The organism is Lacipirellula parvula (assembly GCF_009177095.1).
Taxonomy (GTDB): Bacteria; Planctomycetota; Planctomycetia; order Pirellulales; family Lacipirellulaceae; genus Lacipirellula; species Lacipirellula parvula.
Map to the genome: position 1 here is coordinate 6,054,501 of NZ_AP021861.1, position 22,974 is coordinate 6,077,474.

A 22,974-nucleotide genomic window follows, 5' to 3' on the forward strand; every position below is an offset into this window, starting at 1 on the left:
GTTGCAAACGAACAGCCAACAAGAAGGCCACCGCGAATCAGCGGTGGCCTTTTTCATTATTATGCGCCGAGGAAGTGCAGCACGGCGGAAGCGCGCGTGGCTCTTGGGGACCGTAAGGCAACTTGCCGTACTACGAGAGCGCACGAAAAAACCTCCGCAATCGCATGTGCGACTCCAGAGGTTCTTCAAGTGGCGGGGGCCGGATTCGAACCGACGACCTCGAGGTTATGAGCCTCGCGAGCTACCTGGCTGCTCCACCCCGCGTCAGATCGGCAATTCTAGCTCACATTCCGCTGACCGACAAGGAGCCGTTTTCGGGGTGCAAACAGCGCTATGGCCCTCATTGCAGCGATCTCACGCCCGCTCGGCTCAAATCTTTACCTCATTCCAAATGCTATACGCTGAAATCACCGCCAAGCCCATGAAAAACACGCCCGCCAGCAGCAGCCCCATCCGCAGGAACCAGTTCGGCCGCAGCTCCCGCGGCAACAAAATGAGATTCACCGCCAGCACGTGCCAGCAGCTGAAACCCATCGCTGCGTTGTAGAGTGCGGCGGCCCACTTCAGCAGCCGCACTGAGTCCCACAGCGTGAGCGACACCAGCCCGAACGCCGCGTACGCGCACAACGTCCCGAAGAAGAGATAGCGAATGCGGTGCGGATCCCACCGTCGCAGCGGCGGCAGCGCGGTCCAACTTACTTCGACCCACCGCCGCAGCGCGTTCTCGGCAGTGGTGGTGATGTTCGGCGCCAGCACGAGGAAGCCGCAGAACAGCACCGCGAACCACATGAACTGCCCCCACACGGGCCCCGCCGCGTCGCGCAAACCGTTCGCCGTCAGCGCGGCCGCCTCCCAATCGCGGGCCTGCGTGTTGCGCGGCAAGAACTGAATCGACAACATGCACGGCAGCGCGATACCGACAAAACACGCCGGCATCCACACCACCAGCTGATCGCGCAACACGTAGCGATACCACCCGCGGAACCGCCGCAGCGATTCGGCGGTGACCAGAAAAATCATCCCCGTGTGCGAGAGCTGCATCTTCTCGCCGCCGACCATGCTGGGAATGACGCCGACGTTGGCGCCCATGCCCCACCCTTGGTCGCGGGTGTACGAGCTGATCGCCGTGTTCGTCAGCCCGCCGCTGCCGGAGATCGCCGCGAGCGCCCCCAGCACCGCCAGCATCCGCGAGTCGATCACAGGAAAACCGTCGCCGTTCCACAGCGACACAAAAATATTCTGCGTCAGCGGTTGGCCGTCGTCGCCCCCCCCCATTACTGGCACGCTACCGAACTTCACGAAGCCAGTAAGAATCTCGATCCACGTCTCCGCGTTGGAGTAAAGGAATGCCACCGTGATCAAAAACCCCAGCACGACGACGATCTTAAAACTGATTAATCCCTTCAGCGAGTTGTAAACCGTCCCGCCGAAAATGAGGGGCGTCATCATCCCGATGAACAAGATGTAGCGCAGCGTTCGCAACAACGCGTCGCCGGTGAGCGAGACGCCGAGCAGCTGATACGTCTCCGTCGGCTGCGCAATCTCGCCGACCATCACCGCTGCCAGCGGCGTCGCCGCCGCCGAGGCGATGTACGGAAACACCGAGCCGAAGTCGAGCACCAAGTACAGCGCCAGCCAGAAGAACGGCCCCGGCAGCAACCGGAACTTGCCAGTAAAGATCGACTCGCCCGAGTAGAGCGTGTAGCGGCTGATCTCGAGGTTGTAGACGACCTGCCCGAGGATCGAGAGCGTCGACAGCCACAAAATCGCTCCGCCGTACTTGGCCGTCGTCAGCGGCCCCGCCATCCACTCGCCGGCGCCGATCGCAGCGCCCCCCATCACAAGCCCCGGCCCGATCAGCTGCGTCCAACTTTTCAGCGACATCGGCGGCGCTTCGCGCAACTCGCCGATCTGCCACGGCGGCATCTCCCGCGAACCAATCAGCGGCGCAGTAGGCGGAGAAGTCGACGAAGCGTGCGGATCGGCCATGCAATGCTCGGACGGAAAAGGACGAACAACAAGAGAATGACCGGCCGAACGAGCCCGACGCGGCGATGAGGCGGAAAGCCGATTGTCGCATTTGCGGGCGGCCCGTGGTAGGTTGTTCGTTCACTTGCGACAGACTAATCTCGGGCGCGGCCGCTCAAACAGCGACCCGCGGCCCATTCTTTTCACGTGCAGTTTTGCACTCAATGAGCCAATTGCCATGACGACGTTTCCAAAGCATATTGCTCTGTCATCACTGCTGATGTCGTGGTGCGTCATTCGTTGTATGGGAGCCGAACCGATGGGCGTTGAACCTCGCGCTGTGGGAAAGATTGAACGACACGATGCGGCGCTCGACGCCCTCGTCGACGTGAACGCGCCGGTCGAGATCGTCGCCGAAGGCTTCGTCTGGAGCGAAGGCCCCGTTTGGTGGGCCGCCGACAAGTCGCTGCTCTTCTCCGACATCCCACGCAACGCGATCTTCAAGTGGAACGAACGCGACGGCCTCGAAGAATTCCTCAACCCCGCCGGCTACACCGGCGAAGTCCCGCGCGGCGGCGAACTCGGTTCGAACGGCCTCGTCATCGACGACAAAGACCAACTCGTGATGTGTCAGCATGGCGATCGCCGCATCGCCCGCCTGGAGGCGCCGCTCGCTGCCGGCAAGAAGCCCGAAGCGAAGTTCACCAACATCGCCGATCGCTGGGAAGGCAAGCGATTCAACAGCCCGAACGATCTCGTCCGCCACTCCAGTGGCGCCATCTACTTCACCGACCCGATGTACGGTTTGCTCAAAGGGGGCGACCCGAAGACGGCCGAGATCGACTTCATGGGCGTCTACCGCTGCGGCCCCGATGGCAAGGTGACCCTCGCCACCCGCGCGATGACGAAGCCGAACGGTCTCGCCTTCTCGCCCGACGAAAAGATTCTCTACGTCGGCCAGTCTGATAGCACCGCCCCGCTGTGGCGGGCGTTCGACGTGCAAGCCGACGGCTCGCTCGCCAACGAACGCGTCTTCTTCGACGCCACCGAGCTGGCGAAGCAAGGCCTGAAGGGTTCGCCCGACGGCTTCAAAGTCGACAAGGACGGCAACATCTTTGCCTCCGGCCCCGGTGGCGTGCTGGTGATCTCGAAGGATGGAAAACACCTCGGCACGATCTCGACCGACGACGTCGTCTCGAACTGCGCCTGGGGTGACGACGGCAGCACGCTCTTTATGACGACGAACAGCCGCCTGGCCCGCGTAAGAACCAAAACCCGCGGCGCGGGGTTTTAGACAAATGCTTGAAGGCTCTTAAGCATGCGTCTCATCAGACTGCTCGAATTCGTCGACTACGAAGCGATCCTCCCGTTTCCCTTGGGCACGATCGTTCTAGTGCCAATTTGGGCTAATAGAGTAGGGAATTCACTAGCATCCGCGCTCTCCCTCTGCGGAATCGTACTGCTCGCCGGACAGTTTATGATTCTCACTCGCACTTTTGACCGAGGCACAGGACAGAAACTGCCGTACTTTGCAGTTAACAACGTGGTTTTAACACTAGCAATCACAGCAATCGTTGCCGCTTGCTTCAGAATTAGGGCCTAGCGTCGCGCGGAGGCGTCCAGATTGCATCCTGTCGACAGGCGTCGCAATCCCCACCCGCCAGGCGCCGCACTCCCGCATGGCGTTCCCCTCCGGCTATATTGAAGGGCTCCCTTCCCCTGCCCTTCCCACTCCTGCCGCCCACGCCGATGAAGGCCCTGCTCCTCAGCGAGTATCGCAAACTAAGCGTCGTCGAGATGCCGACGCCCGAGATCGCTCCAAACGAAGTCCTCGTCCGCGTCGGCGCCTGCGGCATCTGCGGCAGCGACGTCCACGGCTACGACGGCTCGACCGGCCGTCGCATTCCGCCGTTGGTGATGGGGCACGAAGCCGCCGGCGTCATCGAAGCCGTCGGCTCGAGCGTCGCCGACTTCCACGTCGGCGAGCGCGTCACCTTCGACTCGACCGTCTACTGCGGCGAGTGCGGCTACTGCCGCGCGGGCCGCGTGAACCTTTGCGACAACCGCCAAGTTCTCGGCGTCTCGTGCGGCGACTACCGCCGCCACGGCGCCTTCGCCGAGTTCGTCGCCGTCCCCGCCCACATTCTCTACCGCCTGCCTGATTCGCTGCCGCTCGAACATGCCGCCCTTATTGAGGCTGTGTCGGTCGCCGTCCACGGCGTGAAGCGGGCCGTTCCCAAAAAAGATGACAACGTGGTCGTCGTTGGGACGGGGATGATCGGCCTGCTCATCGTGCAAGTGCTGCGCCACTACGGCTGCCGGCGGCTGATCGCCGTCGACGTCGACGACGATCGCCTGGCCCTCGCCAAGAAGTTCGGCGCCACCGACGTGTTCAACGCCAAGCAAGTCGACGCGACGAAAGCGATCCTTGAACTCACTGCCGGCCGCGGCGTCGCTGCCGCGTGGGAAGCGGTCGGCGCCACGCCCACCGTGCAAACTGCCGTCAACTCGGTGAGCAAAGGGGGCCACGTCACGCTGGTCGGCAACGTTTCGCCGACGATCGAACTGCCGCTGCAAACCGTCGTCACCCGCGAGCTCACCCTCCACGGCACCTGCGCCTCAAGCGGCGAGTACCCCGAGTGCATCGACCTGATGGCGAGCGGCGCCGTCGACGTTCGCCCGCTGCTGAGCGCCGCAATCTCGATCGACGACGCACCGGCGTGGTTCGAACGCCTCTACGCCCACGAACCGGGCCTCATGAAAGTCGTCGTCACGCCGTGACGCCGATATGTACATATTGAATTTTGTGGTCCCCTCCCCTTGAGGGGGAGGGAGCCAGAAAAAAAACGAAACGACGAACCACCCACGCCGAAACGCACCACTCCCCCCGGCTTGAAGAGCCGGGGGCTAATCAAAACTCACAACTCAAAACCCGCAACTCGCAACTTCAATGAGCACCGACAACTTCGACCTCACCGGCAAAACGGCTCTCATCACCGGCGCCAGCCGCGGCCTTGGCCAAATCTTCGGCCGCGCCCTCGCCCGCGCCGGCGCCGACCTCATCGTCACCAGCCGGAAGGCCGCCGACCTCACGCCCTTCTGCCACGAGATCGAAGCGATGGGCCGGCAAATCCTGCCGCTCGAACTCGACGTCCGCGATCAATACAGCATCGAGGCGATGTGCAAAGCCGCCCTCGCCGCGGTCGACAAGATCGACATCCTGGTGAACAACGCCGGCTGCAACGTTCGCAAGCCAGCGCTCGAAGTCACCTGGGACGATTGGAACCTGATCCTCGACACGAACCTCCGCGGCTCGTTCTTCGTCGCGCAAGGCATCGCCCGCCACATGGTCGAGCGCGGTTACGGCCGCATCATTAACATCGGCTCAGTCACCTCGGTCTGCGGCTACGCCGGCCTCGGCCCCTACGGCGCCAGCCGCGGCGGCATCAAGCAGCTGACGATGAGCCTCGCCGACGATTGGGGCGCTCACGGCATCACCGTGAACTGCCTCGCCCCGGGCTGGTTCAAGACGAACCAAAACCGCGCCCTCTACGAACAAGAGGGCTGGGTCGACTATCTCACCGACCGCATCCCCCTGAAGCGCCCCGGCAAACCCGACGACCTCGAAGGCGCCATCGTGTTCTTAGCCTCGGACGCCAGCGCCTACGTCACTGGCCAAACGCTCCTCGTCGACGGCGGCATCTCCGGCGGGCCGGTGAAGATCAAGCTGTAAGAACCTGAGCGACGACAGCACGCAGCAACAGTCACTCTGCATTCCCTTTGCGCCTTCGCGCCTTTGCGTGAGACATGTCTTTTAAGATCTCACGCAAAGGCGCGAAGAAATACAGAATAGGCAGTTAATCTCTAAGGTTCCACCACCGGCCGGCCTTCAGGATCGACTTCCGGCAGCGTCGCTTCGCTGCCGTCAGGCGCCATCGTCGCCAGGTGAACCACCGCCTCGCCCTGCTGCACGAGCGGGTTGTTCGTGTGGCCGATGACGATCCCCTCTTCCGCGGCAATCAGCGGCGCCGCATCGTCGCCGAAGGCGTCGGCCACCATGCCGAGTTGCTGCCCCGCCGACACCTTCGCGCCGAGCTTCACGTCGAGCCGCAAGATGCCGCTGTTGAACGCCCGCACCCACGAAGTTTTCGCGATCAGCGCCGAATGCTTCGTCCGCGGCCGCGGCGCCGTCGCCCGCATGCCGAGCGCCTGCAGCACCCGCAGCACGCCGTCGCGACCGAGCTGAATCGCCTCGTCGTCGAACCGCAACGGCTCGCCCGCTTCGTACACCAGTGTGCGAATCCCCGCATCAGTCGCCGCCTTCCGCAGCGACCCGTCGATCGCCCCGGCATGCATGATCACCGGCGCCCCGAACGCCTCCGAGAATCGCCGGGTCTCCTCGTCATGCAAGTTCGCGCGAATCTGCGGTAAGTTGGTCCGGTGGTTCGACCCCGTATGCAGGTCGATCCCATACTGGCACTTCAGCACCACTTCCTGCATGAACAGAAACGCGAGCCGCGCCGCGACGGATCCTCGCTCCAAACCGGGAAACGAACGATTGAGATCACGCCGATCAGGCAAATACCGCGACTGGGCGTTGAACCCGAACACGTTCACGATCGGTACGGTGATGAGACAGCCGGCGAGCTCGCGCGGAGCGATTTTCTCCAGCACGCGGCCAATGATCTCGACGCCATTCACCTCGTCGCCATGAACCGCCGCGCTGATCCACACGGTCGGCCCCGGCTTGGCGCCGTTCACTACCATAATCGGCAGCGTGAGGCTCGTCCCCGTCGGCAGCTTCGCGACCGGAATCTCAATCCGGCGCCGCTCGCCCGGGTTCACAAACACCCCGGCGACTTCGATCGGCAAATTGCTAACTTTAGCCACGGCTCATCCTTGAGAAATTACTAGCTATAAGTTGTGAGCGACGAGTTGCGAGTTAAAGAAGGCTGCCGCAAGCCTTCGCTGAGTCGAGATTTCAATCGTTGCGATGACGAAGCCAACGCATCGATTGCTCTCGCAACTCGCTACCCGAAACTCGCTACTCCCCTACCCCTTCCCCTTATCCCGTTGCAGTCCCGCCTTCGCATTCTTCTCAATGAACTCAATAATCTTCGCCGCCACGTCAACGCCGGTCGACTTCTCAATTCCTTCGAGCCCCGGTGACGAATTCACTTCCATCACCACAGCGCCATGATTCGAACGGAGCACATCGACGCCGGAGATGTTCAGCCCCATCGTGCGAGCAGCGCGAACCGCCGTTGAACGTTCTTCCGGCGTAATCTTCACCTTCTCCGCCGTGCCGCCGCGATGCAGGTTCGAGCGGAACTCGCCGGGGCCCGCTTGCCGCTTCATGCTCGCCACCACTTTGCCGCCGACGACGAAGCAGCGCACGTCGCTGCCGCCCGCCTCTTTGATGTATTCCTGCACGAGGATGTTCGCGTCGAGTCCGCGGAACGCCTCGATAACTGCCTGGGCCGCCTTTTTCGTCTCGGCGAGAATCACGCCGACGCCTTGCGTTCCTTCGATCAACTTCACCACCAGCGGCGTGCCGCCGGCGAGACTGATCACGCCGTCGATGTCTTTCGTCGAGTGCGCACAACCCGTCACCGGCAACCCAACACCGTCGCGGGCCAGCAGTTGCAAGCTGCGGAGCTTGTCGCGCGAGCGGCTAATTGCCTGCGACTCATTCGCGACGAACACGCCCATCATTTCGAACTGCCGCACCACGGCCGTGCCGTAGAAGGTGTTCGAGGCGCCGATGCGCGGAATCACCGCGTCGACCTTCAGCGGCTCGCCCTGGTAAATCACCTGCGGACGCCGCGAGGTGATGTCCATATAGCAGCGCAGGTAATCGACCACAGACATTTCATGCCCGCGGTTCTTGCCCGCCTCTTTCAGTCGCGTCGTCGAATAAAGCGACGGTCGCCGCGACAGGATGGCGATCCTCATTCTGATCTCCGTTTCTTTCTCTTAGCTGGCTTCTTCAACGATGTTTTCGAAACGCGCGGCTGGCTAACAACATACGAACGGCCCGGATCGACGACAAACTTCCCGCGCACCGCTTCCCGGCCGAGCAGCATGCGGAATCCCATCTCATCGCGAGCGGCGAGCGTCAGATCAATCGGCCAGCGCTGGCCGTCGACCTCGATATCGACCCGAACCACCGGCCGATGAGTCGTGTGGCCGTTAGAACTCCGTATATGGCGAAACTCTAGCACAGGAGCCTCGGCCTGGAGCGTGGTTTTCGCATCTCGCTGCAGGGGGTGAACCACAAACCGCACCCAGCGGGCCCCGTCGCGCTCGAATTCTTCGAGGTCGAACGCGTGCAGCGACGAGCTGCGGGCGCCCGTGTCGATCTTCACCTTGATGGCGTCGATCCCCAGGGCTGGCACCGCGATCCATTCGCGCCAGCCGACGGTCGGTTTAGATGGTTTATGAGGCGCCGTCATGGCGATGCCGAGTTTCCGGTTGAAGCGGTCGGTTGATCAGGCGTACGCCTGCCGTCGTGTTCAGTCGTCCTGCTGTTCAGGCGGCTATTGGAAAGCGATCGTGCCTTCCCCACAAGTCCGCTCCCACGACTGAGAATCTCGGTTTTCGTGTTGCTTTCGGCCACCTACCCTGAGACACTGAACAAACGATCACACAAGTGACGGGGCTCATGCTGCGCGCCGCGAGCCGGGGCGTCCCGCCCCCGGCGCATTCGAACACTTCAATCCCAGTCGCCCCCCAACAGACGCTTAACTGTCGCCTCAAACCACGAAAAGACACCCAAAACGCAACTCAAACCCCTTTGCAGCAAGGACTTACATTCTGTCGCCAAATATCGACTTCGCGACACGAGGCGACACGACACATCTGGCAGCAGTCTCCAACCTAGTTCAGCTACTACTGGAAAACGCATTTAACACAGAGCTCACAGAGGAAGGCAACGGACAGCGCTCCGTTCCTCTCCTTCATTCTTCTCTGTGCTCTCTGTGTCCTCTGTGTTGCAATCTTCAGCTGTTCCCAGAACCTCACAGCCCTGGGCTGCTCTGCATAATCCCGCCGTCGGCAAAAATCGTCGTCGCCGTGATGTAACTCGCCCCGTCCCCGGCGAGGAACGCCACGACGCTGGCGATCTCGCTCGGTTGGGCCATCCGGCCGAGCGGAATCGCGTCGTCAAGTTTTTTCAGCAGCGCCGGATCGTTCATCGTCGAGGTGTTGATCGGCGTCGCTACGGCGCCGGGACCTACCCCCACGACCAAAATATTGTGAGGCGCCAGTTCCAGGCCGGCCGTGCGGGTGAGCATCCGCATGCCTCCCTTCGAAAGGCAGTACGCCGTATTACCCGGCATCGGCCAATCTTCGTGAACGGAGGTGATATTGATGATCCGCCCGCCGGAACCTTGCTTGATCATCTGCTTCGCGGCGACCTGCGTCCCAAAGAAGGCGCTCTTCAAATTGATGTCGAGCACCTTCTCGTACTGCGCTTCGGTGGTGTCGAGCACGCTCGTCCGCGTCTCGACGCCGGCGTTGTTCACCATGACGTCGAGCCGTCCAAACTTCGCCACCGCCGCGGCGACCAGCTTCTCGAGATCAGCCACCTTGCTCACATCGGCCTCAACGCCAATCGCCTGTTCGCCGAGCCCAGCCAGCTGTTTCTCGAGCGCCGCCGTCGCCTCCGGATGAGCGATGTAATCAATAACGACGCTGGCCCCCTGCCGAGCCAACTCCTCGACAATCGCCAACCCAATCCCGCTATTCCCACCCGTAACAACAGCGACTTTGCCTTTAAGATTCATCAATCAATCCTTCTATTCTCGGTCCCCCCTTTGCGCCTTCGCGCCTTTGCGTGAGACATATCTTTTTAGATCTCACGCAAAGGCGCGAAGGCGCAAAGAAAGAGAAAGGTGTTGTTCAGATTTTTAACCAAGTCGCTGCAGCAAGTGATCGCCCACCCGCAATGCATTCGCCATCGCCGTGAGCGCCGGGTTCACCGCCCCGATGCTCGAGAAGAAGCTCGTGTCGACCACATACAAATTATCGACCTCGTGCGTCTGGCAGTTGACGTTGAGGACCGAGGTCTTCGCATCGCTCCCAAACCGGCACGTCCCTGCCTGGTGCGCGACGCCCCCCAAGTCGATTTCGTTCTTCATGTACAAGTTGCGGGGAATCAAATGGTCGTGCATGTCGAGCTGGTTGAGCATCGATTTCAGCTTCTCGTACAGTTTGTTCTTCGCCACCGTGTTCGACGGCGTGTAGCTGAGCGTGATCGTCCCCGCGGCGTCGACCGTCACGCGGTTCTCCTCGCGCGGCAAGTCCTCGGTCGAGAGCCAGAAGTCGACCGCGTGCTTCGCAATCATCTCCAGCGACCACTGCGGCGCGAGCATCGTTTCGATCGGCTTCTCGCCGCGGAACATCGGCGCCTGCGACTTGCCGACCATCTGAATGTTCCCCATCGGGAACTCGTACCCCGGCATGCCGAAGTAAAAATCGTTCAGCCCGAGCGTCTTCTGATAGATCGTCGGGTTCGGCTCCTTCGACAGCGCGAGCACCGCCTGGCTATTGTGGAACATGTAGTTCCGCCCCACTTGGTCGGAGCCATTTGCCAACCCGCGCGGATGCTTGTCGTTGGCCGAACGGAGCAGCAGCTTCGCCGAGTTCGCCGCCCCGCACGAGACGACGACAATGCTGCCGGTGAACTCCGCCGGCTTCCCTTCGTGGGTGCCGACGACCCGCGTCACTTGGCGACCGTCGGCACTCGTCTCCAGCCGGTCGACCATCGCGTTGGTGAGCAGCGTGACGTTCGGGAACTCCAGCGCCGGCCGCACGGCGAGCGTTTCGGCATCGCTCTTCGCGTGCAATACGCAGGGAAACCCGTCGCAATTGATACAGCGGCAACAGTGGCTGAACGCCAGCTGCGCTTCGTTCAGCATGATGCCGCACGGCGAGTGAAACGGATGGTAGCCGGCACGGGCGAGGTCGTCGGCCAGCTTCTGGATCCGCGGCTCGTGCGACACGGCCGGATGGGGATACGGCCCGCTCGACGGCGGTTCGGTCGGATCTTCGCCGCGCGCGCCGTGAACGTGGTACATCTCCTCGGCTTGCTGGTAGTACGGTTCGAGCTCGTCGTAGCTGATCGGCCACGCCGGCGAGACGCCGTCTTGATGCTGCCGTTCGGCAAAGTCCTCGGCCCGCAACCGATAGAGCGCGGCGCCATACATCTTCGTCGCACCGCCGACAAAGTAATGGACGCCCGGCTGAAACGCCTTGCCCCGCTTGTCGTACCAGACATCCTTCGAGACGTAGCGGTTGTCGATGAAGACCGCCTCGGCGCTCCAGTTCTCCGGCTCGCGCTTCAGCCAATCGCCGCGTTCAAGCAGCAAGATTTTCTTGCCCGACGGCGCGAGATGGCGAGCGAGCGTCCCGCCGCCGGCCCCGCTGCCAATGATAATAACGTCGTACTGTTCGGCCATGGCGATTCTCCCCCTCCCTTAAAGGGAGGGGCTAGGGGAGGGATTTGGCTAGGCACAAATGTAGGTCACGATTAGCGATTAATAACGAGCTGCCGATTATTGGGGATTTTCACGGGGTGCCACTGGCATCTTGCCAGTGCAGAAGCGGGAACTCGCTCGGCACTTCAACACTGGCAGGATGCCAGTGGCACTCACGCCCTAGTTCTTCGCATTCAACAACGGACTCCATTACGCACGGATCAACACCACCGACGACCGCGCTTCGCACCGATAACTCGTCTGCCCTGCGGAGATCGGCGCCGGCGGAACGCACAAATCATCCGGACTCTCGCGAGCCGTATCCATCAGCCGCCGCCACTGCGCACCAGCAGCCAACGGCGGCAGCGCGAACTCCAACGGCTCCCAGTACGCGTTGAGCGCCACATACAAATGCTCGGCCCCGTCAGGGCTGGTCAATTCATACGCCACGGCATGCGAATCAGCGCCCCAGTCGGGCTCGTTCAACCGCACGCCATGCCAGGTGATTTGCGGCGCCCCTGGTTCGCCCCAGAACGCCCAGCTCCGAAACAACGACGACCGCTGATGAAACGCAATCAGCTCCCGCGTGAACCGCAGCATCCCTGCATGCCGCGTCGCATCGTCCCAGTCGAACCACGACAGCTCGTTGTCTTGGCTATAGGCGTTGTTGTTCCCCCGCTGCGTGCGAAGAACCTCATCCCCCATCAGCAGCATCGGCCGCCCTTCGGAAAGGAACAGAATGGCGAGGAAGTTCTTCGCCTGCCGCCGGCGGAGCGACTCAATCGCCGCATCGTCCGTCGGCCCTTCGACGCCGCAGTTCCAACTGTAGTTATCGTTCGAACCGTCGGCGCTCTGCTCGCCGTTCGCCTCGTTATGCTTCGCATCGTACGAGACGAGATCGTTGAGCGTGAACCCATCGTGCGCCGTGATGAAGTTCACGCTCCGATCGGGATTGCGATCTGTTTCATGGAACAAATTGCGACTGCCGACGAGGCAATCGGCGAGCGTCGCCACCTGACCGGCGTCGCCTTTGACGAACTGCCGCACGTTATCGCGGTACCGTCCGTTCCAGACGCCCCAGCGATCGCCCGCAAAGTCGCTGACGCAGTACAGCCCGCCCGCGTCCCACGCTTCAGCAATCACTTTCGTCCCGGCGAGCACCGGATCGGATTCGATGTCATACAAGATCGGCGCCCGCTCGAGCGGCGCGCCGTCCCAGCGCCGCGACAAGCTCGCCGCCAGGTCGAAGCGAAACCCATCGACGTGCATCTCGGTCACCCAGTACCGCAGGCAATCGAGAATCATCCGCCGCACGACCGGGCTGTTCGCGTTAACCGTGTTGCCGCAGCCGGTGTCGTCGACGTACTTCGACAAATCGTTCGCGTCGAGAATGTAGCACGCCTCGTTATCGATCCCCCGCCACGAGAACGTCGGCCCGCGCTCGTCTCCCTCGGCGGTGTGATTGAACACCACGTCGAGAATCACCTCGATATCGGCGCGGTGCAGCGCCTTCACCAGATCGCGAAACTCATCAACGGCGCCGAGCGGCGTCTGCTGCGAGCTGTAGCCCGCATGCGGCGCGAACCAAGCGACCGGCTGGTAGCCCCAGTAATTCACGCCGCTGGGGGCATCGGTCGGATCGAACTGCTGCACCGGCATTAGCTCGACCGTCCGCACGCCAAGCTGCTGCAAATAGGGAATCTTCTCGACGAGCCCCGCGTAAGTTCCCCGCTGCGTCGCGGCGACGCCGGAGTTGGGATGCTTCGTGAACCCCGCGACGTGCAACTCGTAGATCATCGAATCGACGTACGGCCGCTGCAGCGGTTGATCTCCCGCCCACTCGTAGGCCGCGGGGTCAACGACGACGCCCTTCAGCGCCACGGCGGCGTTCTCTCCTGCCCCGCCGCAAGCCGCGGCCCGCTGATAGTTCGCGAGGTTCGCCGTCGCGCGGGCGTACGGGTCGAGCAGCAGCTTCGCGGGGTTGAACCGCAAACCGCGGGCGGGATCGTTCGGCCCAGCGACGCGGTAACCATACAGCTGCCCCGCCTGGACGCCCGCCACATGGACATGCCAGTAGTCGTACGTGCGGTTCGCGACCGGATCGAGCACGAACTCGCGCGCCGGCTTGGCATCGCCCGCCGCCGCGAACAGCTGCAGCGTCACGCCGGTCGCATGCTTTGCGTGCAAACAAAAGTTCACCCCCGCGGCGTCGACCGTGGCGCCAATCGGAACCGCTCGCCCTGGCGTGGCGCCATTCATCTCACTGCCGCCCTCCATACTCGAACAGCAGCGCCACGATTAGCGCCGTCCATCCCGTCTGATGGCTCGCCCCCACCCCGGCCCCGGTGTCTCCATTGAAATACTCGTGGAACGGAATATGGTCGCGCCAGTTCGGATCGGTCTGGAAGTATTCGTTATCGCCCCACACCGGTCGCCGTCCGCCGTGGCTGCGATCGGGCAGGAAGATCTGCGCCAGCCGCGCCGAAAGCTCCGACGCCACCTCGTCGAGGTTCTTCATCACGCCCGAACCGGTCGGGAACTCGACCTTCAAGTCATCGCCGAAGTGCCGCCAAAACTCATGGAGCGCCCGCACGATCATGTAGTTCACCGGAAACCAAATCGGCCCGCGCCAATTCGAGTTCCCGCCAAACAGCCGGCTATCCGACTCGGCCGGCAGATACTTCACGACAAACTCGCGCCCCTCCGCCTTGAGCACATACGGATGGTCGAGGTGATACTTCGAGAGCGAACGAACGCCGTAATCGGACAGGAACCCCGCCGGGTCGAGCATCCGATGCAGAATCGCCGTGAGCCGCTCGCGAGTGAGAATCGCCATCAACCGCGAGTTGTTCGGCCCCGGAATCGCCACCGGAGCGACGTTGCGCAGCAAGTCGGGCCGATGCTTGAGAAACCAGCCCGCCCGTTCGACGAACAGGTCGAGCCCTTTGAAGCGATCAGGCTCCGCCGTCAACACGGCGAACAGTGGCACGAGGCTGACCATCGAGTGAATCTTCAGCGCGTGCGTCGTGCCGTCCGACATCAGCACGACGTCGTAGAAGAATCGGTCTTCCGCGTCCCACAGATCGATTCCCTGCCCATCCATGTTCGTCATCGCGTGGGCGATGTAGAGGAAGTGCTCGAAGTACTTCAGCGCCATGTTCTGGTAGAAGGGATCGTACTTCGCCAGTTCCGCGGCGATTGTCAGCATCGCGATGCAGTACTGGGCCATCCAGCTCGTGCCGTCGCTCTGCTCAAGGACCTCGCCGTTAGGCAGCGGCGTATCGCGATTGAAACAGCCGATGTTATCCATTCCCAGGAATCCGCCGCCGAAGATATCGCGGCCGCCGCTATCCTTACGATTCACCCAGAAGGCGAAGTTGAGCATCTCGTTCTGGAAGATCTCCTTCAGGAACTCGAGATCGCCATGGCCGGTCGTTTCCTTCTCGATCTGGTAGACCCGCCACGAAGCGAACGCCGACACCGGCGGGTTCACGTCGTCGAAGTCCCACTCGTACGCCGGGAACTGGCCGTTGGCGTGCTGGTACCACTCGTATCCCATCCGCAGCAGTTGGTTCTTCGCCACCCACGGATCGATCCGCGCCATCGCGATGCAGTGGAACGCCAAGTCCCAGCTCGCGTACCACGGGTACTCCCAAGTATCGGGCATGAGAATCACTTCTGCGTTGTGGAGTTCCTTCCAACGATGGTTGCGGCCATGCCACCGCTCGGCGGGCGGAGTGGGCTGCGGTTCGTCGCCGGTGAGCCAGCGGAAGACGTCGAAGTGATAAAACTGCTTCGACCACAACAGCCCCGCGCACGCTTGCCGCGCGACGGCGCGTTCGTCGGGGCCGAGCTTCGCCGGCAAGGTCGTTTGGTAGAACTCGTCCGCTTCGCTTCGCCGCGTTGTAAATATCTGGTCGAAGTCGCCAAACGGCGCCGCATGCGGTTCAGCGCGAAACCGAACCTCGACCGTCGACGTCCCACCCGCGGGAATGTCGAACCGAATATGCCCGGCAAGCTTGCTCCCTTGGCGATCATGCACCGCGGCGGCGTTGCCGTGAACGACGCGCTCATTAACGCCGTCCTTCACATACGGCGAACGGTTCGACCCTTCGCCGAGGTGTTCGAAGTTCGTTTCATTCTCGGTGAAGAAGAGATCGACCGGCCGACTATCGCCGCTGCGGACGTACCACCAGCGTTCGCCGAGCACCTTGGCATCGGTGTACGCCGCCATCGGCCCGGCGACGCGGATGGCCGGCCGCTCGGCGCCAACCTCCCACGACCAGCGGTTGCGATACCACAAGTGGGGCAAGATATGGAGCGGCGCCGCGTCGGGCCCGCGATTCACCGCCGTGATGCGGCAGAGGATATCCTCGGGACTCGCCTTCGCGTACTCGATCGTCACGTCGAAGTAGCGATTCGCACGGAAGTCGGCCTCCAGTGCATCGAACAGCTCGTACTCCGGCTGCAGTTGATTCCGTTCGCCGTTAACTTTCACCAGATCATCGTAGGGATAGGCCGCGTGGGGATACTTGTAGAGCATCCGCATATACGAGTGGGTCGGCGTCCCGTCGAGGAAGAAGTAGTACTCCTTCACATCCTCGCCATGGTTCCCTTGCGGATTGCTGAGACCGAACATCCGCTCCTTGAGGATCGGATCTTTCTCGTTCCACAAGGCGACGGCGAGGCACAGATGCTGCTTATCGTCGCAGAAGCCGCCGAGGCCATCCTCGTTCCAGCGATACGCGCGGCTGCGAGCGTGATCGTGGGGAAAGTAATTCCAAGCATCGCCGTCCGCGCTGTAGTCTTCGCGCACGGTACCCCAAGCGCGATCGCTCAGAAACGATCCCCACCGCCGCCATTCGCCCTCGCCGGCGTTGCACTGATCGAGTCTCGTTTGTTCGGCGCTGGACATCGCTCGTTACTTCCTCGTCAACGACCTGGCAGCGAACATCAAAGCCACCGGCTCCGCCGGTGGACGAATTGCAGTGGTCGCTCACTTGCGACGCGTCCACCGGCAAAGCCGGTGGCTTCAATTGTCTTCGCGAAAGAATACCGCATCGCCACGCACGCTGCCTATCGAGATGCGGCAAACTTTACGCGCGGCCAAGAATAACCGGATGACGACGCCGGACATTCGCGATATACTGGGCCGCGTCGCCATGGGAAGCAGCGACGTTGTCGGAGAGTTGCAGTGGATGCGAATGGACTATCGATGCTGTTGGCAGCCGTCGAAGGACGGATGGCCGACGTGTCGATCTTCTCTCCCGCCTCGCCGCAGGCTGGTTGGATCGTTGATCTCGCCATTCTCGCCCTGGCGATCATCGGCATCATCTTTCTGGTCGTCGAAGGAATTCTGTTCTATTCCGTGTGGCGTTTTCGCCGCGCGAAGAACGACGCCCCCGGCGAGCCGGCCCAGGTTTACGGCAGCGAACCGATCGAAATCGCCTGGACCGCCGCACCGACGATGATCGTCTTCTTCCTGGTGCTCGTCACCACGCGGACGCTCTGGCAGGTCGAAGCTGCCCCCGTCCAACCGCGCGAGGGGGACCAAGCGTTGTTCGTCACCGTGATCGGCCATCAATGGTGGTGGGAGTATCGCTACGACAGCTACGACGGCCGGAAGCTCGACTTCATCACGGCGAACGAGTTGCACATGCCCGTCGGCGACGGCGAGACGCAACGCCCCGTCCACCTCACGCTGCAATCGGGCGACGTGTGCCACAGTTTTTGGGTGCCGCGATTGGGTGGGAAGGTCGACCTCATTCCGGGGCGGAGCAATTTGCTCGCGTTCGAGACGGAGCAGCCGGGGCTCTATCTCGGCCAGTGCGCTGAATACTGTGGCGCCCAGCACGCGAACATGATGCTTCGCGTCGTGGCCGAAACGCCGGCGGAGTTCGAGGCTTGGCTGGCGAACGAGACGGCCCCCGCGGTCGAAGATCCTGCCGTCGCCGAGGGGAAAGCGACGTTCCTCGCCAACTCGTGCGTCAACTGCCACCGCGTGAGCGGCACGGCCGCCCAAGGCGACGGAGCGCCCGACCTAACGCACTTAATGAGCCGCGAGACGATTGCGGCCGGGCAAGTGCCGAACTCACGGAGCAACCTACGCAAGTGGGTTCACGATCCGCACACAATCAAGCCAGGCGTGCTGATGCCGGCGTTTGGTTTGAGCACGGAAGAAGAGAACCAAATCGTGGAGTATCTACGCACACTGAAGTGAGATTCCATTAAATATTTCACGCAAAGGTGCGAAGGCGCAAAGAAAAACAACTCGGCATGCAATCCCCTTTGCGCCTTCGCGCCTTTGCGTGAGATCTTCCTGTAAAAATTTATTAGTAACGCCTCAGATTCCAAGCCAATGGCAACCGTCGACCATCCTCAGCGCCTAGCCCGCTCCGGCATCGCCGCCGACGCCGCGTCGCGCGGCTGGGCCGCCGCGCTCCACGAGTGGACGACGACCGTCGATCACAAAAAGATCGGCATCATGTACGTCCTGATGAGCCTCGTCTTTCTCGTCATCGGCGGGATCGAGGCGCTGCTCATGCGGTGGCAGCTCTTCTACCCGCGGGCGGAAGTGATCGGGCCGAACGTCTTTAACCAGCTGTTCACGATGCACGGCACCACGATGGTCTTCTTCGTGGGGATGCCGATTCTGATCGGCATCGGCAACTACATGCTGCCGCTGATGCTCGGCGCCCGCGACATGGCGTTCCCACGGCTCAACGCGTTCGGGTTTTGGATCACCCTCTTCGGCGGGTTGCTCGTTTACCTTAGCTTCATCACGGGGGCCGCGCCGGAAATCGGCTGGTTCGCTTACGCTCCGCTCACTGAGCATACGTTCGATCGCAACGCTGGGACCGACTTTTGGGCGCTCGGGCTGCTGATCAGCGGCATCGGCACGATCGGCGCCGCGGTCAACTTCATCGCGACGATCCTCGGCATGCGGGCGCCTGGTATGACGATGCGGAAGATTCCGTTCTTCGCCTGGACGATGCTCTGGACCTCGTTCCAAATGCTGCTCGCCATTCCGCCCCTCACCGCGGCGCTGGTGATGGTGCTCTTCGACCGGCAGCTTGGAGCCCACTTTTTCGACGTACAGAACGGCGGCTCCGCTTATCTTTGGCAGCATCTCTTCTGGTTCTTCGGCCACCCCGAGGTTTACATCCTCATCTTGCCGGTCTTCGGCATGGTGTCGGAGGTGATTCCCGTCTTCTCGCGCAAGGTGCTGTTCGGTTATGAGTTCATGGCCGCGGCGACGATGGCGATCGCGTTCATTAGCCTCGGCGTGTGGGCCCATCATATGTTCTGCGTCGGCATGAGCCGCACGCTCGACCTCTACTTCGCGGCCGCAAGTTTGATCGTCTCGATTCCCACCGGCATCAAGTTCTTCAATTGGCTGGCGACGATCTATGGCGGGCGAGTCAGCTTGCAATCGCCGATGCTTTTCTGCTTCGGCTTCCTCTCGATGTTCCTCATCGGCGGCCTCACCGGCATCATGCTCGCCGCGGCCCCGTTCGACTTCCAACTCTCCGACAGCTACTTCGTCGTCGGCCACTTTCATTGGGTGCTGATCGGCGGCACGCTCTTCGGCACGTTCGCCGGGATCTACTACTGGTATCCCAAGGTGACCGGCCGGATGCTTTCGGAACGATTGGCCCACTGGCACTTCTGGCTGCTGTACATCGGCTTCATTCTCACGTTCGGGCCGATGCACGTCTCGGGCATCCTCGGCATGCCGCGGCGGATCTACACCTACGACCCCAGCCGCGACTGGGAATGGTGGAACCAACTCACCACGATCGGCGCGCTCGTGCAAACGCCGAGCTACGCGATCTTCGTCTACAACCTGATCGCATCGCTCTGGAAAGGAAAACCCGCCGTCGACGACCCATGGGATGCGTGGACGCTTGAGTGGACCACCAGTTCGCCGCCGCCGAGCTACAACTTCGAAACGCAGCCGATCGTCCACAGTCGCCGCCCGTTGTGGGATCTGAAGCATCCCGACGATCCTGATTGGCAGTATGAATGAAATGAAATACTTCAACACAGAGGACACAGTGAGCACAGAGGAAATGCAAATTACGATTCCACGCCTTTCTCTGTGTGCTCTGTGCTCTCTGTGTTAAACGCATTTAATTCAATGAAATGACCGAACCAGCCGCCGCACTCCCGATTCCGCCAGAGATCGCTCCCGAGCGAACCCTCAACGCTGCGCAGTGGGGGATGGCGAGCTTCCTCGTTTCCGAGGTGGCGTTCTTCAGCACGCTGATCGTCGCCTACGTCACCTTCCTCGGCCGCGACGTGGTCGGGCCGCTGCCTGCCGAAGCCCTTTCGCTGAAGCTGGCATTCGGCACGACGCTGTGCCTCGTGGCGAGCAGCATCTTCATTCACTTCGCCGAGGGAGCGCTACGCCGCGGCAACAACGCGAGCTTCAAGCTGCTGTGGGCCGCGACGATCGCCCTCGGCGTCGCGTTCCTCGTCGGCACCGCGTACGAGTGGCACGACCTCATCTTCGAGAAACAGCTCACAATCAGCCGCAATCTGTTCGGCACGACCTACTACACGCTCGTCGGCTTTCATGGCCTGCACGTTACCGTCGGCGTCATCGCGATGTCGATCATCTTGCTGCTCGCCGCCCGCGGGGCGATCACCAAGGAGCATGAGACGGGCGTGCAGCTCGTTTCGTGGTACTGGCACTTCGTCGATGTGGTGTGGATCGTCGTTTTCCTTGTCGTTTACGTTGGCGCGAAAGGGGGCTCGGTATGAGCGACGGCCCACAACTCGCCCACGACTCGGCTCATGAAGACGACGCCATCGAACTGCCGGCGCCGACGGTTGCGCCGCTTGTGCTCGCGCTGAGCATCGCGCTACTCGCAGCCGGCGTAGCGATGAGCTTGGCGTTTCTCGCCGTCGGCGCTGCGCTATTTATCGTCGGGCTGTCGATGTGGGTCAGACAACTCATTCCTGGTCGCGGCCACGTGCACGAACCACGCGTCGCTGAGGCCCTTCGTCCGCAAGCGATCGCCGCCCGCCGTGGAGCCGTCGCGCGGTTGCAAATCGGCATGCCTGGCTATCGGCTCCGCTTGCCGGTGCGGGTCCATCCAATTTCCGCGGGCGTTAAAGGGGGCATCGTCGGCGGCATCGTGATGCCGCTCCCCGCGATGCTGTACGGCCTCGCGAGCGGGCACGGCATATGGCTGCCAATCAACCTGCTCGCCGGCATGGTGCTGCCGAACGTCGGCCAGATGGAAACGGCGCAGCTCGAACAGTTCCACTTGCCGCTGTTCATCACCGGCTGCGTGATCCACGCGGTCACCTCGCTAATCATCGGCCTGCTCTACGGTGTGCTATTGCCGACGCTGCCCGACGTGCCGAAGCCGATCGCGTGGGGCGCCCTGCTGATGCCGCTCCTCTGGACCGCGATGAGCTACTTTGCCTGGGGCGCTGCGAATCCTTCGCTCCGTGCACGAGTCGATTGGCTGTCGTTCGTGCTCTCGCAATTGGTGTTCGGCATCATCGCGGCCATCGTCTTCATGCGGCTGCGGGCTTGGCGGCCAGTGGCGAGCGGCGTCATTGGCGGAATCGTCGGCGGTCTGTTAATGCCGCTCCCCGCGATGCTGTGGGGCGTCATCTCGCGGCACGGCATCTGGTACCCCGCGAATCTGCTCGCGGCGATGGTGACGCAACACTCGGGCGAGTTTACCACCGCAGAGCTTGAAGGATATCACGCCGAGTGGTTCGCCACGGCGATGATGGTGCACTTGGTGCTCTCGATCCTGTTCGGCTTGGCGTTCGGACTCGTGCTGCCACGCGTTCCAGCAATCCCCGGGCCGATGGCGTGGGGCGGGCTGGTGATGCCGCTGCTGTGGACCGGCCTCAGTTATGGCTTGATGGGCGTGGTGAACCCGACGCTGCAGCGAGTCGTTGAGTGGCCTTGGTTCGTCGCTTCGCAGTTCGTGTTTGGCGTCGTCGCGTCGATCGTCGTCGTGCGATCGGTCGAAGTCCACATCCCGCCGGCAGGTCGCGGGCCGGAACCGCGGGACGAGTACCTCACTGGCAAGTAAGTAGTTATCGAAGCGCGTGACTTAGAAGCAGGAAGCAACCGGTTGTTTCGCGAGACATTTCCAACTCGATCGACGCCTAACTGCCATCGCACGCTTGGCGGTGTGTTCCTCGCGCTCGCGTGCTTAGCGAGCATCGGTTGCAACGCCGATTTCCCTAGCAAGCCGCTACCAGCCGATCGTCCGGTTCCGCAAAACGAAATCTCCGACTTCGCCGCGCTCTTCCGGCAAAACTGCACAGGCTGCCACGGCGCCGACGGGCAGCATGGCCCCGCGCCGCCGCTGAACGATCCGTTGTTTCTCGCCCTCGTCACTCCCCCCGAGTTGGAAGAAGTCATCCGCAACGGCCGCCCCGGCACGCCGATGCCAGCGTTCGCGACCGAGCAAGGGGGCACGCTCACCGCGGAGCAGGTGCAGATCCTCGCCAACGGACTCCAAGGGCACTGGCCAATTGGTGAGAAGGACAAAGCAGAACTCGCCGCGCTCGTTGCGAATGCTCCTCCATACCTGGCTCCGCAAGGAAGCTTGCAACTGAATAACGACGCAACAACTGCGGGAGCCGCCCTCTTCGAACGAGCTTGCGCCGAATGCCACGGCCCCAACGGCGCCGGCGGTGAAACGGGTTATACCAACGGCGCCATCAACGACCGCGCGTTCCTCGCCCTCATCAGCGACCAAGCGCTGCGGCGGATCATCATTACCGGACGCCACGATCTCGGCATGCCAAACTACGCCCAGACCGATGGCCGGCCCGACGATTTCAAACCGCTCACTTCGGAAGAGATCGACGAACTCGTCGCCCTGCTCGCCTCCTGGCGTCGCGACAGCCCTTCCAACGCCAATGCCGGAGAGTAAGCGAAAGTCGCACGGCAATACGCCCAGCTAGTTGAATCGCATGGACACTCAAACGCCTTCCACCACCACCGTGAAACATGAATGCCCCGGCGCCACGCCGCCGCGGCGGGCATTCTTCCGCTGGCTCACCGGCCTGCTCGGCGCCACGGCCACTGGCTTGCTCACGCTGCCGATCCTCGGTTACTTCTTCGCCCGCCGCACGCGGCCCGCGATGTGGGTCGAGATGGGCGCCCTCGCCGACTTCCCGCTCGGCGAAACTCGCACGATCAACTTCGACAACCCGCTGCGTCAGCCGTGGGACGGCATGACCTCGCTCACCGGCGTCCATGTTCGCTACCAAGGCCAAGGCGACGATGGCAAGGAGCAGTTCCTCGTACTGGCCGCGAACTGCGCCCACCTCGGCTGCCCCGTCTCGTGGTTCCCGCAATCGGGGCTGTTCATGTGCCCCTGCCACGGCGGCGTTTACTACGAAACCGGCGAACGCGCGAGCGGCCCCCCCCCGCGCGGCCTGTTCCACTGCGTGTGGCGCGTAAAGGACGGCAAGCTCGAAATCGAAGCTCCGCATTACCCGACGCTGCACGACACGCTCACTGGTTCGCTTGAATCTTAAA

The 22,974-nt window shown here is 62.3% G+C and carries 17 protein-coding genes and 1 tRNA gene; 9 read left to right on the plus strand and 9 right to left on the minus strand.

Annotation, left to right across the window (positions count from 1 at the left end):
• Positions 1 to 190 precede the first annotated feature (190 nt).
• Positions 191 to 264 (minus strand) — tRNA-Met (locus PLANPX_RS23760).
• Positions 265 to 369: 105 nt separating this feature from the next.
• Positions 370 to 1,989 (minus strand): Nramp family divalent metal transporter, encoded by a 1,620-nt coding sequence (locus tag PLANPX_RS23765; protein WP_152101124.1) that lies wholly within the window; start codon positions 1,987 to 1,989, stop codon positions 370 to 372.
• Positions 1,990 to 2,206: 217 nt separating this feature from the next.
• Between PLANPX_RS23765 and PLANPX_RS23770 the strand changes: the two genes are divergently transcribed.
• The 3 genes from PLANPX_RS23770 to PLANPX_RS23780 all read left to right on the plus strand — a co-directional run bounded on the left by PLANPX_RS23770 (position 2,207) and on the right by PLANPX_RS23780 (position 5,701).
• Positions 2,207 to 3,262 (plus strand): SMP-30/gluconolactonase/LRE family protein, encoded by a 1,056-nt coding sequence (locus PLANPX_RS23770; protein WP_232536227.1) that lies wholly within the window; start codon positions 2,207 to 2,209, stop codon positions 3,260 to 3,262.
• 455 nt (positions 3,263 to 3,717) lie between these two features.
• A complete protein-coding gene (locus PLANPX_RS23775; protein WP_152101125.1) occupies positions 3,718 to 4,749 on the plus strand; it encodes a galactitol-1-phosphate 5-dehydrogenase in 1,032 nt (343 codons plus the stop codon).
• 169 nt (positions 4,750 to 4,918) lie between these two features.
• On the plus strand, positions 4,919 to 5,701 hold the full coding sequence (locus PLANPX_RS23780; protein ID WP_152101126.1) for an SDR family NAD(P)-dependent oxidoreductase: 783 nt from the start codon (positions 4,919 to 4,921) through the stop codon (positions 5,699 to 5,701).
• 131 nt (positions 5,702 to 5,832) lie between these two features.
• Here the strand turns inward: PLANPX_RS23780 and PLANPX_RS23785 are convergent, their stop codons facing one another.
• The 7 genes from PLANPX_RS23785 to PLANPX_RS23815 form a co-directional block, all read right to left on the minus strand.
• Positions 5,833 to 6,858 (minus strand): succinylglutamate desuccinylase/aspartoacylase family protein, encoded by a 1,026-nt coding sequence (locus PLANPX_RS23785; RefSeq protein ID WP_198421808.1) that lies wholly within the window; start codon positions 6,856 to 6,858, stop codon positions 5,833 to 5,835.
• Between the two features lie 162 nt (positions 6,859 to 7,020).
• A complete protein-coding gene (gene rimK / locus PLANPX_RS23790; RefSeq protein WP_152101127.1) occupies positions 7,021 to 7,923 on the minus strand; it encodes a 30S ribosomal protein S6--L-glutamate ligase in 903 nt (300 codons plus the stop codon).
• A complete protein-coding gene (locus PLANPX_RS23795; protein WP_152101128.1) occupies positions 7,920 to 8,423 on the minus strand; it encodes an ATP-dependent zinc protease in 504 nt (167 codons plus the stop codon). Before PLANPX_RS23795 ends, rimK begins: the two co-directional genes overlap by 4 nt.
• Before the next feature lie 564 nt (positions 8,424 to 8,987).
• The gene (locus tag PLANPX_RS23800) at positions 8,988 to 9,755 is read right to left on the minus strand and encodes an SDR family NAD(P)-dependent oxidoreductase (protein WP_152101129.1); all 768 of its coding nucleotides are present in this window, start codon (positions 9,753 to 9,755) and stop codon (positions 8,988 to 8,990) included.
• 123 nt (positions 9,756 to 9,878) lie between these two features.
• The gene (locus PLANPX_RS23805; RefSeq protein ID WP_152101130.1) at positions 9,879 to 11,429 is read right to left on the minus strand and encodes a GMC oxidoreductase; all 1,551 of its coding nucleotides are present in this window, start codon (positions 11,427 to 11,429) and stop codon (positions 9,879 to 9,881) included.
• A 228-nt stretch (positions 11,430 to 11,657) separates the two neighbouring features.
• A complete protein-coding gene (glgX, locus tag PLANPX_RS23810; protein ID WP_152101131.1) occupies positions 11,658 to 13,706 on the minus strand; it encodes a glycogen debranching protein GlgX in 2,049 nt (682 codons plus the stop codon).
• 1 nt (position 13,707) lies between these two features.
• Positions 13,708 to 16,362, minus strand: coding sequence for an MGH1-like glycoside hydrolase domain-containing protein (locus PLANPX_RS23815; protein WP_152101132.1), 2,655 nt, complete (start codon positions 16,360 to 16,362; stop codon positions 13,708 to 13,710).
• 279 nt (positions 16,363 to 16,641) lie between these two features.
• Between PLANPX_RS23815 and coxB the strand changes: the two genes are divergently transcribed.
• From coxB to PLANPX_RS23845, 6 genes are all read left to right on the plus strand, one after another.
• On the plus strand, positions 16,642 to 17,667 hold the full coding sequence (gene coxB, locus PLANPX_RS23820) for a cytochrome c oxidase subunit II (RefSeq protein WP_152101133.1): 1,026 nt from the start codon (positions 16,642 to 16,644) through the stop codon (positions 17,665 to 17,667).
• A 138-nt stretch (positions 17,668 to 17,805) separates the two neighbouring features.
• Positions 17,806 to 19,476, plus strand: coding sequence for a cytochrome c oxidase subunit I (gene ctaD, locus PLANPX_RS23825; RefSeq protein ID WP_152101134.1), 1,671 nt, complete (start codon positions 17,806 to 17,808; stop codon positions 19,474 to 19,476).
• 116 nt (positions 19,477 to 19,592) lie between these two features.
• Positions 19,593 to 20,213 carry a cytochrome c oxidase subunit 3 gene (locus PLANPX_RS23830; protein WP_152101135.1) on the plus strand — a complete coding sequence of 207 codons (621 nt, stop codon included), beginning with the start codon at positions 19,593 to 19,595 and terminating at the stop codon, positions 20,211 to 20,213.
• On the plus strand, positions 20,210 to 21,511 hold the full coding sequence (locus PLANPX_RS23835; protein WP_152101136.1) for a hypothetical protein: 1,302 nt from the start codon (positions 20,210 to 20,212) through the stop codon (positions 21,509 to 21,511). Before PLANPX_RS23830 ends, PLANPX_RS23835 begins: the two co-directional genes overlap by 4 nt.
• Positions 21,512 to 21,553: 42 nt before the next feature.
• Complete coding sequence (locus tag PLANPX_RS23840; protein WP_152101137.1) at positions 21,554 to 22,363, plus strand: c-type cytochrome; 810 nt, start codon at positions 21,554 to 21,556, stop codon at positions 22,361 to 22,363.
• 40 nt (positions 22,364 to 22,403) lie between these two features.
• On the plus strand, positions 22,404 to 22,973 hold the full coding sequence (locus PLANPX_RS23845) for a ubiquinol-cytochrome c reductase iron-sulfur subunit (protein ID WP_152101138.1): 570 nt from the start codon (positions 22,404 to 22,406) through the stop codon (positions 22,971 to 22,973).
• Position 22,974 lies beyond the last annotated feature (1 nt).

What these genes read in the sequence shown, in the direction of transcription:
- PLANPX_RS23805 (WP_152101130.1), bottom strand. Translation starts at nt 11,429, where the DNA reads ATGGCCGAACAGTACGACGTTATTATCATTGGCAGCGGGGCCGGCGGC.
- PLANPX_RS23815 (WP_152101132.1), bottom strand. Translation starts at nt 16,362, where the DNA reads ATGTCCAGCGCCGAACAAACGAGACTCGATCAGTGCAACGCCGGCGAG.
- rimK (WP_152101127.1), bottom strand. Translation starts at nt 7,923, where the DNA reads ATGAGGATCGCCATCCTGTCGCGGCGACCGTCGCTTTATTCGACGACG.
- PLANPX_RS23835 (WP_152101136.1), top strand. Translation starts at nt 20,210, where the DNA reads ATGAGCGACGGCCCACAACTCGCCCACGACTCGGCTCATGAAGACGAC.
- ctaD (WP_152101134.1), top strand. Translation starts at nt 17,806, where the DNA reads ATGGCAACCGTCGACCATCCTCAGCGCCTAGCCCGCTCCGGCATCGCC.
- PLANPX_RS23770 (WP_232536227.1), top strand. Translation starts at nt 2,207, where the DNA reads ATGACGACGTTTCCAAAGCATATTGCTCTGTCATCACTGCTGATGTCG.
- PLANPX_RS23765 (WP_152101124.1), bottom strand. Translation starts at nt 1,989, where the DNA reads ATGGCCGATCCGCACGCTTCGTCGACTTCTCCGCCTACTGCGCCGCTG.
- PLANPX_RS23780 (WP_152101126.1), top strand. Translation starts at nt 4,919, where the DNA reads ATGAGCACCGACAACTTCGACCTCACCGGCAAAACGGCTCTCATCACC.
- PLANPX_RS23845 (WP_152101138.1), top strand. Translation starts at nt 22,404, where the DNA reads ATGGACACTCAAACGCCTTCCACCACCACCGTGAAACATGAATGCCCC.
- PLANPX_RS23795 (WP_152101128.1), bottom strand. Translation starts at nt 8,423, where the DNA reads ATGACGGCGCCTCATAAACCATCTAAACCGACCGTCGGCTGGCGCGAA.
- PLANPX_RS23800 (WP_152101129.1), bottom strand. Translation starts at nt 9,755, where the DNA reads ATGAATCTTAAAGGCAAAGTCGCTGTTGTTACGGGTGGGAATAGCGGG.
- PLANPX_RS23775 (WP_152101125.1), top strand. Translation starts at nt 3,718, where the DNA reads ATGAAGGCCCTGCTCCTCAGCGAGTATCGCAAACTAAGCGTCGTCGAG.
- PLANPX_RS23830 (WP_152101135.1), top strand. Translation starts at nt 19,593, where the DNA reads ATGACCGAACCAGCCGCCGCACTCCCGATTCCGCCAGAGATCGCTCCC.
- glgX (WP_152101131.1), bottom strand. Translation starts at nt 13,706, where the DNA reads ATGAATGGCGCCACGCCAGGGCGAGCGGTTCCGATTGGCGCCACGGTC.